Source organism: Flavobacterium aquaticum (assembly GCF_003259835.1).
In the GTDB taxonomy this organism is placed as follows: Bacteria; Bacteroidota; Bacteroidia; order Flavobacteriales; family Flavobacteriaceae; genus Flavobacterium; species Flavobacterium aquaticum.
On sequence record NZ_QLMI01000002.1, the window covers coordinates 459,577 to 475,301 of the forward strand.

The window sequence follows — 15,725 nt, forward strand, 5'->3', positions numbered from 1 at the left end:
TGTCTCCTACTCGTAAGGCTTTTCGGATTCGCCATAAAATGCTAATATAAAAATATTTTCTTTATTAGTCGACAACTAAGTCAAATGTTACAAACATTATTGATAAATCTTACAAATCTTATCTACAATCGTTTGCGCTAATTTTTGATGACTTTCAAACGTCCAACCAGCAATATGTGGCGTCAACAGTACATTTTCAGCTTGTAAAAGATATTCAAAAGCGGCAGGTTTTTCACCTTCAAACAAAGTTTCAAAAGATAGTTTTTCGTATTCCAAAACATCTAAACCAGCACCTAAAATTTTTCCAGATTTCAAGGCTTCAACCAAATCGGCTGTTACAACCGAATTCCCTCTTGCCGTATTTATAAACCAAAACGGTTTTTTGAATTGATTAATAAAATCGGAATTTATCATTTTATCGGTTTCAGGTGTCCAAGGCGTATGTAAACTCAGAACATCAGCTCTTTCTTGAAGATCGGCTAATGAAACTTGAGTTGCATTGGCATCTCCTAAATTGGGTAAAATATCATAACATAAAACGGTTACATCAAATCCGCGTAATTTTTTAGCGAATGATTTTCCCATATTTCCATAACCGATAATTCCGATGGTTTTACCTTCTAATTCGTGTCCGCGATTATCTTCACGTTTCCATTGACCTGATTTAACTTCGTTATTGGCTTTATTCAAATTATTAAACAGCGACAACAATATTCCGATAGCGTGTTCGCCAACAGCATTTGCGTTTCCTTCTGGAGCAGCGATTAAATGAATTCCTTTCGCGGTAGCATAATCGCAATCGATACTTTCTAAGCCAGCACCAACACGAGCTATGAATTGTAAATTAGTCGCTTTATCTAAAAAGGTTTTATCAATTTTAAAGCGACTTCTAATAACAATTCCGTGATAGTTTTCAATTTTAGCTTCTACTTCTTGTTTAGATGAAGTAAAATCGGCTTCGTTTTGAAAACCCTCTTGTTTTAATTGCTCCCAAAGTAAGGGATGATTGCTGTCGATGTGAAGTATTTTGATGTTGGCTACATTCATTGTTTTCTATTGAAAGATAAAAGTACAAAATTGATTCAAAAAAAATGAGGTCATTTTGACCTCATTCTAATTTATAAGTTTAACCAAGATTCTGGATTTAGTGTTGTCGTATTTTGTAATACCAAAAACTTAATTACTGCACTACCTGAAGAATCGGTATGAATTTTTCCGATATTCTGTTTGATGGTCACTTTTTGACCTTTACTCACACTAACTGAAGATAAGTTCAAATAAACAGTGATAAAATCTCCGTGCTGAATGTAAACCGCTTTATTGTTTGCCGAAATTACCTGAACTTGTAACACTTCACCACCAAAAACCGCTCTTGCCGAAGCACCTGGTTTTGTAGAAATTTCAACACCACTGTTATGAATGGTTAAGTTTTTATGAACTGGATGCGGTTGATCGCCATGTTTTAATGAAATATAACCATCAACTACAGGCCAAGGTAATTTCCCTTTATTAGCTTTAAAATTATCTGAAACTACTTTTCCCTCAGCAGATAAAACAAATTTTGAAGCTTCTTTTGTTCCAGCTTTTGGAGCTGTTGTTCCTGTTTTAGCAGCATTTCTTTTATTAGCTTCTGCAATTTCTGCGGCAATTAATCTTTTAATTTTTGCATCAATATCTTTTGCTTCTTTTTGCTTCTTGCTAATTTCAGCTGTTAATTTCTTTTTATCTTTTTGAATTAGTTTTGCTAAACGTTCTTGTTCTTGCTTTTCTTTTTCTAATTCTTGCTTTTCTTTTTCGGTTTGCGCTAAAACAACTTCTTTTTCTTTTTTACTTTCAGATAATCGTTTTTCTGCAACTACTAATTTATTTTGCTTTTCTTTGATTTCCTCGCCTTGCATTTTTCTGAATCCTGCATATTGTTTCATGTACTGAATTCGTTTATAGGCCTGAAGAAAATTTTCAGCTGAAAGAACAAACATAATTCTACTTTGCTCATTTCTACTCTTGTATGATTTTACAATCATTTTTTCGTAGTCTTCTTTCAATACTTTTAATTCTCTATTTAATTTGTTCATTTCTAACTGAGTCAAATAAATTTCATCACTCAATAAACGCGTTTGCTTTGCTGTTGTATTAAGTAATTTTTGTCGTAATTGAATTAAGTTTTTTTGTTGACTAATTTGCTTTAAAACCGATTTTTCTTTCTTTTTCTCTGCTTCTAAACGCGATTTATTTTCTGAAATTTCTTTCAGAATTTGTGCTTTGCGCTCTTCTAACTTTTGCTGCTCTGAAGGTTGGGCAAAACATAGGCTTGTAATGAAAAAGAAAAATACGATTTTAATGAATTGGTTCATGCAATAAGGATTTTTACAAAGGTAGTTTTTTTACTTAAATAAAAAATTAATTGATTTCAACTGCGGTGTAACCACTAGGCACTGAATAAGGATAACTCAAATTCTCATTAAATGTTGTGTTCTTATATTCAATATCAATTGTTATTTTGTCTTTTTGTTCCGCTTTAATATTAATTTCATTTGGTAAAAACATACCTTTATCTTCTTTGAATGAAGGATAACGAATTTCTAAATTTCGGTTTTTACTAGCTTGATTTATCGTTTCTTTTTTCAACAAATAATTAGCGCCCTCAAAATAAAATTCTTTTGCAACATCAGAATCATTTGGCAACGACAACTTAAACATTTTTTCAACTACTTCAGAAACCCATTTGTCTTTAGTTAAATCGTCAATTGCTTTTCCAAGAAATAAATTTTGTACCTTATTGAAATCTAAATCTGTTCCTAACCAATTGCTTAACATACTGAAATCGCCTTCAAAATATGTGTTGTTTATCTTTTCATAATAGCTCACTTTTGTTGGAGTTATCATTGCTTTTGCCATTGGAATTCCTAAGAACTTAATGTTAATCCAAATGATTTCGTCTTTTTTTATACGAATATCGGCATTCATAGAATGCGATTGTTTCTCATCTTCGTATTTGGCGTTTGCTCTAATATTTAGCGTAGTAAAATCGTGTTCGTTTTTATAATGACCTTTGATTACTTTTGAAACTTCTGTATTTTCATTTGCAGCAGCTGTTGTTACAGATTGCTTTGATTTACATCCGATTAAAAAAACGACTAAAAAGGCTGATAATATTGACTTCATTTATTTTTGTAATTGCTTTAATTTGTTGGTATACGTTTCTTTTTTAACCTTGTCATTCAAATTTTCGCAACTGATAATTAATTGTTTGTAAAAATTAACATTGAAACGATTGTTGTAAATTCCAGATTCTGATGGATTAAATTCAACTACAAAATCCAAGCCGTTTTCTAAAATAGTTTTAGCTTTCTTATATTCCTTAAGTTGATTGTATCCTAAACCAGCATAAAAATAAAACCCAACTTGCGTTGGAAATGATTCCAAAAACTCTTCTGCTTTCTTGGTTACCGACTGAAAATCTTGCTTTTGAATTAATACTTCTAAATATAATTCCATCGCTTCTACATCATCGGAATTTCTTTTGATTCCATTCTCAAAATATTTCGAAGCATTTTCTAAATCATTCTTTTTCCAGAAAAATTTAGCTACTTCTTTGGCTACGTTGATTTCTTTATCATCGTTAAAATACGGAATCGCCTTATCGATATCTTTTAAATACGTAGGATTTTTAACAGCAAAAATTAAAAACTCATTAAAAACACGATGTTTGATTTTTAAATCCATTCTATCGTTATCCAAAACTTTAAACATCGATTTTGAAGCATTTTCACCATCGTTATTATTCAAATGAAATTTTACCAAACTTACATGCGCCCAATCGGAATTTGGGATTTCTTTTTCCAATTGTTTTGCCACTTCAAAGGCTTTATCTTCCTGATTGAAACTCGAGTATAAAACAATCAAATCGATGTAATTTTGTTCCTCTTTTGGATTCTTTTTAATCGCTTCTTCTAACTGTTCTTTTTGTGGTTTTGTATAGGCGTTTGATTCTTGAATCTTCAATTTATAGTATTCCATTGTGCTGGTCAACTTGGATTTCGATTCCATGTATTTCAACAACTCTAAAGCTTTTCCGTGTTGATTGGTGTTCATGTAAAGTGAAACTAAATCTTCTCTCATGTTACCATCAAACTCAATTAATTTCTCTACAATTGGGATTGATTTTTGATAATCTTTAGTTTGATAATACACATCATAAAGTCCGTTCCAATACCAACGTTGTTTATTGTCTAACTCAACTGCTTTTTTGAAGGCATTTTCCGCATCAACATAATTTTTCAGGCTCAAGTAATTCTTGCCCAATTCATATTGAAAAGCCGCATTTGTAGGTTCTTTTTCGATACATTTTTGAATCGCCACAATCGCTTTATCGTAATTTTCGATACCACGTTGTTTCATGGCTTCGTAAAAATTATTTTCCAATTGGTCGTCCATCAAAGCAATCGCATCGGGATTATCTTGTGCGAGCAAGTGATTCCCAAAACTGAAAAGCAGGAACGCCAAAAAAGCTATGTGTTTATTCTTTATCATCTATTCTAAAACCGAATAATCTCCGATACTAATACTTGTAAAATTGCCATCAAAATTCACGTGATTTCCTATCATCGCATTATCTAGATTGGCATTTTTAATATGAGCGTGAGTTTGAATCAAACTATTTTTTATAGTTGAATCAATAACGTGACATCCTTTTCCTAATGAAACATTTGGTCCAACTGTTGTATTAATCAACACCACATCTTCTGCAATAGAACAAGGTGGAATAATCGTTGCATTTTCCAATTTCACATCAGCCGAAACTAAATTTTCTCCGTCGTTGTGTAAAAAGCCTAACATTCTAGTGTTGGTTTCTACCGTTACATTCTTGTTTCCGCAATCCATCCACTCGTCTACTTGTCCTGGTACAAATTTCATGCCTTTTGCCATCATTTGTTTGATACCATCGTTAATTTGGTATTCGCCACCATGAATAATGTTGTTATCTAATACCGATTGCAATTCGTTTTTCAACACGGCAATGTCTTTAAAATAGTAAATTCCGATTACTGCTAAATCTGATACGAATTCTTTTGGTTTCTCTACCAATTCGATGATTTCGCCATTATCATTCAAGTTTACCACACCAAAAGCTTCTGGCTGATCCACTTGTTTTACCCAAATTACGCTATCGGCAGTTGTGTCTAAATCAAAATCAGCACGAATTAACGTATCTGCATACGCAATAACTGCTGGTCCAGATAAAGAATCCTTAGCACACATAATAGCATGACCCGTTCCTAATGCTTCGTTTTGATAGTAAATAGTTCCTCTTGCGCCTAACTTTTGAGCAATCGCAATTAAATCTTCTTCTACTTTTTCACCAAAACTCTCATGAATAATAAACGCCACTTCGTCTATTTTCTGATTTAAAACGCCTGCAATGTCTTCTACTAATCGGTGAACGATTGGTTTTCCTGCTACAGGAATTAATGGTTTTGGAATAGTTAAGGTATGTGGGCGAAGGCGTGAACCACGACCAGCCATTGGTACTATTATTTTCATGATATATTTTTATTTTAAACGCAAAGTTCGCAAAGGTTTTTCGCAAAGTTCGCTAAGATTCTATTTTGATATTTTTTCTGAACACTTTATACTTAAGACTTCGACTCCGCTCAGTCAGACAAACTGCTAACTGCGACTGAACACTGAACACTTTACTTCACTCCCGTGCTACCAAAACCGCCTTCTCCTCTTGAAGTTTCAGATAATTCTGTTACTTCAAGCCATTCTGCGCGTTCGTGTTTGGCAATGATTAATTGGGCGATGCGTTCTCCGTTTTCGATTACGAAATCTTCATTGGATAAATTTACTAAAATCACGCCAATTTCTCCACGGTAATCAGCATCAACTGTTCCTGGCGAGTTTAAAACTGTGATTCCTTTTTTTGCAGCCAAACCGCTTCTTGGACGTACTTGCGCTTCGTAACCTATTGGCAATTCAATGAAAAGTCCGGTTTTTACAATGGTTCTTTCTAATGATTTTAAAGTAATAGGTTCTGAAATATTTGCGCGTAAATCCATTCCTGCTGAAGCGATAGTTTCGTAGTTAGGTAAATCGTGATTGGATTTATTGATGATTTTGATTTGCATTTTTAATTCTATTTTTTTGGAACACAGATTTTAGAAATTGGAAAAATCCTTACTAAATCTATAATTCAAAGTTATTATTTTCTTCTGATAATCGTTAAAATGGTTTCTTTTTCGTTTCGGTATACAAAGTAAGCAAAAAACAAGATAGCTGCAATTCCGAAGACGTAAGTTTCACGTAAAATTGGTACATAAAATGAAATTCCCGAAAGCACGACCGCTAATCCCAAATAAGTGAAAATCGATTTTTTATCATACGGAATTGGATATTTCTTTTGTCCCATATAATACGAGATGAACATCATGGTTCCGTAAGCAAAAATAGTAGCAATTGCCGAACCCATATAACTTATGATTGGGATTAGAAGTAAATTTAAAACTAAAGTTACTATTGCTCCAACAATTGAAATATAAGCCCCAATTCTAGTTTTATCGATTAACTTGTACCAAACCGATAAATTCGTGTAAATGCCTAAAAAGAAATTGGCTAAAACTATTAGTGGCACAACATCCATCGCATCCCAATAAATGTCTTTTGGCACTAAAATTAATTTTAAAATATCAGCAAAAACTATAACGCCTAAGCAAATAAACGAACCAAAAATGACAAAATATTTGGTAATCGTAGCGTAGGTTTGAGGCGCATTTTCATTCTTAGCATGACTGAAGAAAAACGGTTCAATTCCTAAAGAATAAGCGGTTCGAAACAATACCATAAACATTCCGATTTTGTAACAAGCGGAATAGGCTCCAATATCTGCCATGTCGATATTCATCCAATCTAATAAGATTTTATCGAAATGTTCGTTGATGGCAAATGCAATTCCAGCTACTAAAATTGGTAAACCATATTGCATCATTTTCTTCCACAAATCGGTATCAAATTGCCATTTAATTTTGAAATAATCGGGTAAAACGAATAGTAATGTTACTAAACTTGCGATTAAACTTGATACGAAAATATAACCAATTTGAAAATCATCATGATAGATGGTTTGTATGAATGCATTAGAAGATTCGTTTGCGATATCGGGTAGAAAAATCAAGAAGAAAACGTTGCAAAGCAAATTAATCAAGACATTTGAAATCTTAATTATGGCATATTTTACAGGGCGACCTTCTGCTCTAATTTTAGAAAACGGAATAATCGCTAAAGCATCTAAAGCTAAAATCCAAATAGTAAAAACGACATATTCCACATTAATTTCTGACCAAAGCGCTAAGTCTTTTCGGAATAAAAGAAACAAAACTAAAAACCCTATCGTTGACCAAAAGAGTGAAATAGTGGAAGTTGAAATTACTTTACTTTTATCGTTTTCGGAATTATAAAATCGGAAAAAAGCGGTTTCCATTCCGTAAGATAAGATTACATTAAAGAAAACCAAATAAGAGAAAATAACGGAAACTTCACCCATTTTTTCTTTATCGGTAAGATAATAAACAAAAATTGGATTCAGGATAAAGCTGATAATTCTTGGCAAAACGGTTGCTATGCCATAAATCGCCGTTTGTTTAAAAAGACTTTTGTAAAGACTCAATTTCCTTTGGTTTTAGAATAACAAATGTAATTAAAACTTTGGTTTTGTCGAAGGATAAAGCAACATTGGTTTTTCTTTAACTTCTTTAATGGTTTGACGGATTTCTTTTCCGTTTTTTAAGAAGATTAAAATGGCTTCGTTTTCGGCTAATGTTAAGGCATTTTTAGGACTGGTGTAAATTTGGGAATCATCACCATCAAATTTTTGTTGATTGCCTTCGGTTTTTATTCTTGCCATGAAATGTAATGCATCTTGTTTTTCAAAAGGCACTTCGTAACCTCTGAAAATTACTTTCTTTAGTTCGATTTCTTCGCTTAATTCGGTTTTTAAATCTACATAAAAGTTGATACCGCTTCCACCACCACGAACACCCGCAACCCAAGTTTCATAAGATGCCGATAAATTATTTTCTTGTACAATTGTTTCTGTTGAATTGCAAGAGATTAATGTTGTGGCAATGAATAGATATAAAATATACTGAATCATGATAAATTTCGTTTTGATAAAGTTACTAAAATTATTATTGCAAAAAACAGTCCAAAACTATTGTTTAGGATAATATTTTAATACTTTCGCAAGACTATTTGTAAGATTATGACACGATATTTATTTATACTCCTTTTTGTTACTGTCAACACTTTTTCACAACAAAAAATTGAAACTAAAAAAGTTTCCTCAACCTTTTCAAAACATGGAATTACCATACAAGACGATTATGCTTGGCTAGAAAACGCTTCGGACAAAGAAGTTATCGATTGGGCAACTTTACAGAACAATATTTGCGAACAAAAACTTAATGAAGTAGTTAAAAATTATAATTTTTCATTTAAAATTAAAGATTATGATTATTTATCAACCAATGCTTTACCATCAAAGAAAGGGAAATTCTACTACAACACTTACCGAATTGATAAAAACAAGCAATCCGTTTTATATTATAGAGAAAACTTAAACGATTTAGGAAAACCGTTAGTTAATCCATATGACATATATAAGGATGAAAATATAGTATTATCGGGATATTATCCTTCTAAAAATTCAAAATACTTAGCTTTTAAAATTAGTTTAAACGGTAGTGACAGAAATGAAATTAAATTTAAAGACTTTGCCAACAAAAAATATCTTGATGATGTTTTAACCGATGTCAAATTTTCAAATGTGGCATGGAATGGAGATAAAGGAATTTTTTACAAAAGAAATTCCAACAAAGAATTTTTTGAAAAAGACTCTACCTATCAGTTATTCTATCATAAAATAGGTGATTTACAAAGTAAAGATCAATTGATTTTTGATACTTCTAACTCTAAATCAAATTTCAGTTTTTTTACAAAGGAAAATAAATTATATGTTATTGAAGAAAGTATCGATGGAACTACAAAAAATTTCTATTATAGTAATTTAACTAATGACTCTTTTCAATTCAATAATTTTATTAAAGATGACAAAAGAAATTTAGACTTTATTTCAATAATTAATGATACATTTTATTTCTCTGATGAAAAATACCCATGGGGAAATGTATGTCATTTTAACATAAATAATCCAACCGATATAAAAATTTTAATTCCTCAAACTTACACGCATTTACTATTAAACACTTTGTTTCTTGACAAATATATTATTTGTAAATATAAAAATTCAGGTAAATATTACATGAATTTTTATAATCATGAAGGAAAATTTATAAGAAAATTTGAGGCTCCTCATAGTATGGACTTTCAGGTTCGTTTTTATGATGAAAAAACAGATGAACTTTTTGTCACTTTTTACTCTTATACCATTTCTTCTTTAAACTATAAATTAAATATAACTACTGGAGCAAATGACATTTATTTTAATGATTATATTGTCCCTAAACCTACTTTGTTCCCTTTTTCATACTTTGAAACAAAAAACATAACCTATAAAAGCAGAGATAACAAAGACATTCCTATCGTTATCATTCATAAAAAAGGCATTGTATTAAATGGTGAAAATCCTACTTTATTAAAAGCATATGGAGGCTTTGGGAATGTTAATAATCCAAAATACGATACTGGTTTATTACATTTTTTAGAAAAAGGTGGTATTTATGCTTACGCTGAAATAAGAGGTGGCGGTGAAAAAGGAAAAAACTGGCATGAAGAAGGCAGAAATCTTAAGAAAAACAATTCTTACAACGATTTCATCGACGCAGCTGAATTTTTAATTAATGAAAAATATACCAACCCAAATAAATTAGCCATTACTGGCGGATCTAACGGAGGGTTACTTGTAGGAGTTGCCATGACAAGAAGACCTGATTTGTTTAAAGTTGTAGTTCCTGTTGTGGGTGTTTTTGATTTAATAAAATTTGAAAATTACACAGTTGGTGAACATTGGAAAAAAGAATATGGAAATATCGAGATTAAAGAAGAATTTGAAAATATTTTATCTTTTTCACCCTTACACAACATAAAAGAAGATGTCAATTATCCAACAACTTTAATTATAACCTCTGAGAATGACGATAGAGTTCCACCTTTGCATTCTTATAAATTTGCCGCTAAACTTCAAAATAGATCAGCACAAAAAAACCCAATTTATCTTCAAATACAAGAAAAATCAGGTCATTATGGTAAAATTTCAAACTATGAGAAAAGAGTGAAACAAGAAAGCGAATTCTATAGTTTCATCTGGGAACATTTAAATAATTAATCCTTTAAATATTTCACAAAATGAAATCCTTTCGGAACAAATCCGTGATTCATGTAGAATTTTTGGGCGCCAAAATTGGTCGTATACGCATCTAAAGCAATCATATTACAATCTTCATCAATGGCTTTTTGATTGAGATAATTCGTCATAATACTTCCTATTCCTTTAGAACGAAAATCTTCATGTACGACCACATTATCCATTTCTAAGTATTTTCCGCACCACAATTTTGTTCCAATCCAAAATCCTGCCAAACCCATCGTGATTCCGTTTTCTGCTACAATAAGTTGTTTGTAATTGTGCGGAATCATTTTGTCTAGCAAATTCCCATAAATTTCAAGCGTATAATCAGGATACAATTGTTGGATGATAGGCAATTGCTCCAACATTTCGGCTTTAGTTCCTAATTCTATTAACTGTGACATTTTATTTTTGTAATAGATTTTCGTTGAATAAATTTAAAATTCTTCGGTATTCGTCAACCCAAGAATACGTTTCCGTAAAACCATGCGCTTCTACTGGAAATACGGCTAAATCCCAATCTTTCTTTCCTAATTCGATGAAACGTTGCGTTAATCGAACAATGTCTTGAAATTGTACGTTGTCGTCTACCATTCCGTGTAACATTAATAATTTGTCTTGTAAGTTGTTGGCGAAATAAATGGGAGAACTTTTCTTGTATGCTTCTGGGTCAGTTTCTGGGAAGTTCAAAATATTTGAAGTATAACCATGATTGTAATGCGCCCAATCGGTAACCGAACGTAATGCTGCACCAGCTTTGAATTCGCCTGGTTCTGTTAGTAACGCCATTAACGTGATAAATCCACCATATGAACCGCCGTAAATTCCAACACGGTTGGCATCAATTCCTAAATTTTGAACTAAATATTTCTTTCCATCTAAATGATCCGATAAATCTTTTCCGCCCATGTGACGATAGATTCCCGTTCTGAAATCACGACCATACCCATCGCTAGCTCTGTAATCAATGTCTAAAACCGTGTAACCTAAATCGGTTAGCAAATTGTGAAACATGAATTCTCTGTGATACGTGCTCCAATAATTGTGTGCGTTTTGCAAATATCCAGCACCGTGTACAAAAATGACTGCCGCTTTGTTCTTGTTCTCCACTTTTGGTTGGTACAAACGTGCGTAGATTGTCGTTCCATCTTCTGCTTTAAATGTGATAACTTCTGGTGTTTTCCAATTGTATTTTTTGAATTCTGGCGTAGTTGAAAACGTAATTTGTTTCAAATCAGCGTTGGGTTTATTAGCTCCAACGTATAATTCCCAAGGTTTGTTTTTATACGAATAACGTACTAAAAGCGTCTTTTCATCGGGAGATACTTCTACTTCGTAATTGCCATCATTCGTTAAAATTCCCGTCATTTTTTTAGAAGCGATGTCTAATTTGTAAAAACTTCTGTTTCCTGGATGTGTTGTCGTGGTAGTGATGTAAAATGATTTTTTATCGTTGGATAATTTTACTTCACGAACTTCCCAATTGCCTTTTGTTAACGCTTCTTTTTTCTTGGTTTTCAAATTATATGTGTACAAGTGTGAAAAACCTGTTGCTTCCGATTGAAAATAAAAAGTACCATTATCGATAAAACCTAAAGTTCCACCACTGAAACTGTAGCCTGGAATTCCAGGTCCACCAATCCATGCGTCGTCGTGTTGATGGTCTAATTCGGTGATTCTTCCTGAAGCTAAATCCAATTGTACAATCCAACGGTGTTTGTTGTCTTGACTTCTGATTTCTAACACGGCATTTTTTCCGTCTTTGCTATACACTGGACTTTGCATTACTACAGGAATATCGTATTCCGAATCGCCTTTTAAATCCTCATATTCTTGATAATATTTTGGCGCTTCTTTGATGCCTGATAAATTGGAAAACGAAACGTAATACGTAGTATCTTTTTCTACATTGAAAATTCCGAATTTATGTTTGCTGAAATTTTCTATTGAAACTTTTGCTCGTGCTTTTTCTTGACGTGTAAAGCCGTCAGCGGTGATGAAATTTTCAACATTTGTGGAAGCTTGACTTGGATAATCTGAAATTCTAAAGGTTACAAATTTTCCATCTGGTGAGGGTTTAATTTGCTCTAAAGACGATTTATCGTAATAGATTTCTTTTGGAAATTTCTCTTTTTTGGATTTGGATTTCGCTTCATACCAATCGTCTGCTTTTGCTTCATCACGAACAAATTGAAACAATTCTTTTTGTTGGTTTTTTAAGAACGAATCTTCTTCTTTCGATATTTTATTTTCTTTTCCCGATTTAAAATTAGTCAATTGAAGAATCGAAAAATCTTTAGTGTTGAATTGATATACATTGCGATTTTGCTGAAAGAAAATTACATCAGCATTCGCACTTCTTTCTACCGAGTTAATTCTATCGGCTAATTGAATGACTTTTTTAGTCTTTTTTGTGGATTTGGTATACGAATACAAAACCCCTTGATTCGTATAATACACCACATCATACTCTTTTTGCGCTGCCATGAAATCCAAATCGTAAATAGGATTTGAAGTTGTTACTTTTTGAGGTGTTTTTAATGTAGCATTCCAAAAATAAGTACTATTTCCTATTTCATTATTCGGGTTCCAATCAAATAAAACGGTTTGCCCATCGATTGACCAACGGTGATTATCAGGTTGGTGCCCGATGAATTCATTTCCTTTCATGATGTCTTCTAAACGAAGATTTTGAGCATTACCAAAAAAGATGAAAAGTAGTAAGAAGAAACAGCAATATTTTTTCATTGGAAAATAGTTTGTTACTTACAAATATACCAATAAAAGTAAATGAGGAAAAAAAGGTTTTGTTAAATGAATTTGTGTTTTGTGGATGATTTTAATATTCATGTGCTATTCCATTTATATAAAACCATTTTTCTCCTTTGTTCTTTTTAACTGTATCTCCTACTTTTATTAAATCAAAAATTTGATTATTTGAAATACTATATTTGCCGCCATCTACAAATATGCTTAAACCGCCTCTTTTACCCCAAGAATTATCCTGATGTTTAGAGTTCACAACACCTTCTATTAATTCATAATTCATAGAATTTTCGATAATTGCTGTCTGGTTTGACCTATTTACATAATTAATAAACACGTTTATCAATAAAATGATTATTAAAAAGTACAAAATATAAATAGTAATTGCTTTTAGATTTCTTTTAGATAAACTTAGCATATTATAGTGTTAAAAGAATTGATTTTTACTCTCCCAAATATAAAACAAAAAAATCCCGAATAAATCGGGACTTTTTAAATATTTTCTTGTCCTGAAAAAATCACTATCAACGTTTATTTTATCATTCCGAGCCTGCTAGGAATCTCCTAACCCTAAGCGCCCCACTAAACACAGTTTAGTCCACAACCCGAAACTCGTAACCTGAAGCAATAAAGTGAAACGCTCGGTGTAACTCTCTTAACGCAATCCACTTCAAAAGAAACTCGTTGTAGCTCGGTGTAAAAAATTAACCACACCCCAAAACCATCTACTCCACCACCAACTTACTACTAAAAACCACCACAGCACCTTGTTTCACCAAAACCAAATATACCCCAGCTGGATAAGCACTAACATTCAACTCATTAGTTCCTGAAAAAGAATTTAAAGCTACATTTTGAATCAACCTACCAGTTACATCAAAAACTTCAACAGTTGCATTAGCTACAGTTAAATCATATTGTAAGGTTACAATATCCTTTGCTGGATTAGGATACATTGTAAAAACATTTTCTTGTTGAAATTCAGTAGCACTTAAGGTAGCACAAAGTCCCGTCATTAGGGTAGGTACATAAACTGGATTTCCGACAGTGCCATTACCATATTGCCCCACTTGGTTATCTCCCCACGCCCAAACCGTACCATCTGATTTGGTAGCAATGGTAAATTGATCATCGCCAGAACCTCCAGAAACCACATCAACCCAGTCGGTATCAGTACCCACTTGAACAGGGATAAATTGATTAGTGGTGTTGCCTATTCCAAGCTGTCCTACATCATTAAGCCCCCATGCCCATAAGGTACCATCAGGTTTAATTCCAAAGGATACTTTCCATCCAGCAAATACTTTAGACCAAGTACTTGTACCGACTTGAGTTGGTGTGTCTCTATAATAGGATGAAGGGAAATTATCTCCAGTTTGTCCATATTCCCCCCCCCCCAAGACCACAAGGTGCCATTGGTTTTTAAGGCTAAAATATGGGCAACGCCAACATGAATACTAGCCCAATCGGTATCCGCATTCAATTGAGTAGGTATGCTTCGTGCCATAACAGTACTGTTACCTAATAAACCTCCAGTATTCAATCCCCACCCCCAAATAGTGCCATCATTTTTTAAAGCAAAAACTGTGGCACCCCAACTAGTTCCTTCAATATCCACCCAATGATTCGCTGTGCCAATTTGAATGGGAGTAAGTTGATTGGCACAACACGTATTATTCCCCATTTCATACTGATCATTTTGCCCCCAGCCCCAAATAGTGCCATCGGTTTTCAATCCAATGGTCATTTGAGTTGAAGCGGATATCTTTTGCCAATTAGAAGCAGTACCGATTTGTTGTAAAGTAGGATTTATTGTAGTTGTAGAACCATTACCTAATAGTCCGTACCTTCCATCTCCCATAGCCCATAAAGTACCATTATTTTTAATAATAAAAGTATTGTATGGGCCAGCACTTACTTTCAACCAATCAGTAGATGACCCTATTTGAAAAGAGGAAGAATTTATGGAATTGGTATTTCCTAAGTTTCCAGCATCGCTCTCACCCCAACCCCATAAAGTTCCATTTGATTTAATAGAGACAACATGATAGCTTCCTATCTGAAAACCATCAAAACATTGACCAAAAGTTGAAGCACATACCCATAAAAAGAATAAAGTAATTTTTTTAAGCATAATTCGTTAGTTTAAAAACAGGTACGCTAAAAACGTACCTGTTTAGGGTTATTCTATTTAATAATTAACTTGTTTTGCCATAAGAGAGTATCCGCTTGTTAAGAATCGTTTCTTTTATCACACTGAGCTAGTCGAAGTGTCTCCTAATTCTAGACACACGTCTAAACAGAGTTTAGTCCAGAACCCAAAACTCGTAACCTGAAGATATAAAGTGTAACGCCTCGGTGTAACTCTTTAATGACAAAGATTATCAAAAAAAGCTCGGTGTAGCTCGGTGTAAAAAAATTAACCACACCCCAAAACCATCTATTCCACCACCAACTTACTACTAGAAACCACCTCAGCTCCTTGCTTAACCAAAACCAAGTAAACCCCTGCAGGATAAGCACTCACATGCAACTCATTAGTTCCTGAAAAAGAATTCAAAGCCACATCATGAATCAACCTACCCGTTACATCATA

General features: G+C 33.0%; 15 protein-coding genes. 1 reads left to right on the plus strand and 14 read right to left on the minus strand.

Translation table 11 applies throughout. The annotated features are described in order from the left end of the window. Positions 1-96: 96 nt before the first annotated feature. From B0I03_RS04970 to B0I03_RS05005, 8 genes are all read right to left on the minus strand, one after another. Positions 97-1,047, minus strand: a complete 951-nt coding sequence (locus tag B0I03_RS04970; RefSeq protein ID WP_111566345.1) for a 2-hydroxyacid dehydrogenase — start codon at positions 1,045-1,047, stop codon at positions 97-99. Positions 1,048-1,118: 71 nt separating this feature from the next. Next, complete coding sequence (locus tag B0I03_RS04975) at positions 1,119-2,354, minus strand: murein hydrolase activator EnvC family protein (protein ID WP_111566346.1); 1,236 nt, start codon at positions 2,352-2,354, stop codon at positions 1,119-1,121. Between the two features lie 46 nt (positions 2,355-2,400). Then, positions 2,401-3,165: a DUF4292 domain-containing protein gene (locus B0I03_RS04980; protein WP_111566347.1), complete on the minus strand. Its 765-nt coding sequence runs from the start codon at positions 3,163-3,165 to the stop codon at positions 2,401-2,403. Further along, a complete protein-coding gene (locus B0I03_RS04985; protein ID WP_111566348.1) occupies positions 3,166-4,533 on the minus strand; it encodes a tetratricopeptide repeat protein in 1,368 nt (455 codons plus the stop codon). Beyond that, positions 4,534-5,544 (minus strand): sugar phosphate nucleotidyltransferase, encoded by a 1,011-nt coding sequence (locus B0I03_RS04990; RefSeq protein WP_111566349.1) that lies wholly within the window; start codon positions 5,542-5,544, stop codon positions 4,534-4,536. A 152-nt stretch (positions 5,545-5,696) separates the two neighbouring features. Further along, positions 5,697-6,143, minus strand: coding sequence for a dUTP diphosphatase (dut, locus tag B0I03_RS04995; protein ID WP_262510483.1), 447 nt, complete (start codon positions 6,141-6,143; stop codon positions 5,697-5,699). Between the two features lie 62 nt (positions 6,144-6,205). Continuing rightward, positions 6,206-7,666, minus strand: a complete 1,461-nt coding sequence (locus tag B0I03_RS05000; protein ID WP_111566351.1) for a lipopolysaccharide biosynthesis protein — start codon at positions 7,664-7,666, stop codon at positions 6,206-6,208. A gap of 30 nt (positions 7,667-7,696) precedes the next feature. Next, positions 7,697-8,152, minus strand: a complete 456-nt coding sequence (locus B0I03_RS05005) for a hypothetical protein (protein WP_111566352.1) — start codon at positions 8,150-8,152, stop codon at positions 7,697-7,699. A gap of 108 nt (positions 8,153-8,260) precedes the next feature. Here B0I03_RS05005 and B0I03_RS05010 point away from each other — a divergent pair, with 108 nt between their 5' ends. Further along, positions 8,261-10,342 carry a prolyl oligopeptidase family serine peptidase gene (locus tag B0I03_RS05010; protein WP_111566353.1) on the plus strand — a complete coding sequence of 694 codons (2,082 nt, stop codon included), beginning with the start codon at positions 8,261-8,263 and terminating at the stop codon, positions 10,340-10,342. Here the strand turns inward: B0I03_RS05010 and B0I03_RS05015 are convergent. From B0I03_RS05015 to B0I03_RS13340, 6 genes are all read right to left on the minus strand, one after another. After that, a complete protein-coding gene (locus B0I03_RS05015) occupies positions 10,339-10,767 on the minus strand; it encodes a GNAT family N-acetyltransferase (RefSeq protein WP_111566354.1) in 429 nt (142 codons plus the stop codon). The genes B0I03_RS05010 and B0I03_RS05015 overlap by 4 nt on opposite strands. A 1-nt stretch (position 10,768) precedes the next feature. Then, the gene (locus tag B0I03_RS05020; protein ID WP_111566355.1) at positions 10,769-13,111 is read right to left on the minus strand and encodes a S9 family peptidase; all 2,343 of its coding nucleotides are present in this window, start codon (positions 13,109-13,111) and stop codon (positions 10,769-10,771) included. 91 nt (positions 13,112-13,202) lie between these two features. Beyond that, positions 13,203-13,412: a hypothetical protein gene (locus B0I03_RS05025; RefSeq protein WP_146603257.1), complete on the minus strand. Its 210-nt coding sequence runs from the start codon at positions 13,410-13,412 to the stop codon at positions 13,203-13,205. 442 nt (positions 13,413-13,854) lie between these two features. Beyond that, positions 13,855-14,403, minus strand: a complete 549-nt coding sequence (locus B0I03_RS05030; protein WP_245902941.1) for a T9SS type A sorting domain-containing protein — start codon at positions 14,401-14,403, stop codon at positions 13,855-13,857. After that, positions 14,358-15,263, minus strand: a complete 906-nt coding sequence (locus B0I03_RS13270; RefSeq protein WP_111566358.1) for an RCC1 domain-containing protein — start codon at positions 15,261-15,263, stop codon at positions 14,358-14,360. Before B0I03_RS13270 ends, B0I03_RS05030 begins: the two co-directional genes overlap by 46 nt. Before the next feature lie 306 nt (positions 15,264-15,569). After that, on the minus strand, positions 15,570-15,725 hold a 156-nt coding region (locus tag B0I03_RS13340), incomplete at its 5' end, for a T9SS type A sorting domain-containing protein (protein WP_146603258.1).

Excerpts from the sequence above, each read along its gene's own strand:
- B0I03_RS04985 (WP_111566348.1), bottom strand. The coding sequence starts at position 4,533 with ATGATAAAGAATAAACACATAGCTTTTTTGGCGTTCCTGCTTTTCAGT.
- B0I03_RS05015 (WP_111566354.1), bottom strand. The coding sequence starts at position 10,767 with ATGTCACAGTTAATAGAATTAGGAACTAAAGCCGAAATGTTGGAGCAA.
- B0I03_RS05005 (WP_111566352.1), bottom strand. The coding sequence starts at position 8,152 with ATGATTCAGTATATTTTATATCTATTCATTGCCACAACATTAATCTCT.
- B0I03_RS05010 (WP_111566353.1), top strand. The coding sequence starts at position 8,261 with ATGACACGATATTTATTTATACTCCTTTTTGTTACTGTCAACACTTTT.
- B0I03_RS04990 (WP_111566349.1), bottom strand. The coding sequence starts at position 5,544 with ATGAAAATAATAGTACCAATGGCTGGTCGTGGTTCACGCCTTCGCCCA.
- B0I03_RS04980 (WP_111566347.1), bottom strand. The coding sequence starts at position 3,165 with ATGAAGTCAATATTATCAGCCTTTTTAGTCGTTTTTTTAATCGGATGT.
- B0I03_RS05025 (WP_146603257.1), bottom strand. The coding sequence starts at position 13,412 with ATGAATTATGAATTAATAGAAGGTGTTGTGAACTCTAAACATCAGGAT.
- B0I03_RS05020 (WP_111566355.1), bottom strand. The coding sequence starts at position 13,111 with ATGAAAAAATATTGCTGTTTCTTCTTACTACTTTTCATCTTTTTTGGT.
- B0I03_RS04975 (WP_111566346.1), bottom strand. The coding sequence starts at position 2,354 with ATGAACCAATTCATTAAAATCGTATTTTTCTTTTTCATTACAAGCCTA.
- B0I03_RS13270 (WP_111566358.1), bottom strand. The coding sequence starts at position 15,263 with ATGCTTAAAAAAATTACTTTATTCTTTTTATGGGTATGTGCTTCAACT.
- B0I03_RS04970 (WP_111566345.1), bottom strand. The coding sequence starts at position 1,047 with ATGAATGTAGCCAACATCAAAATACTTCACATCGACAGCAATCATCCC.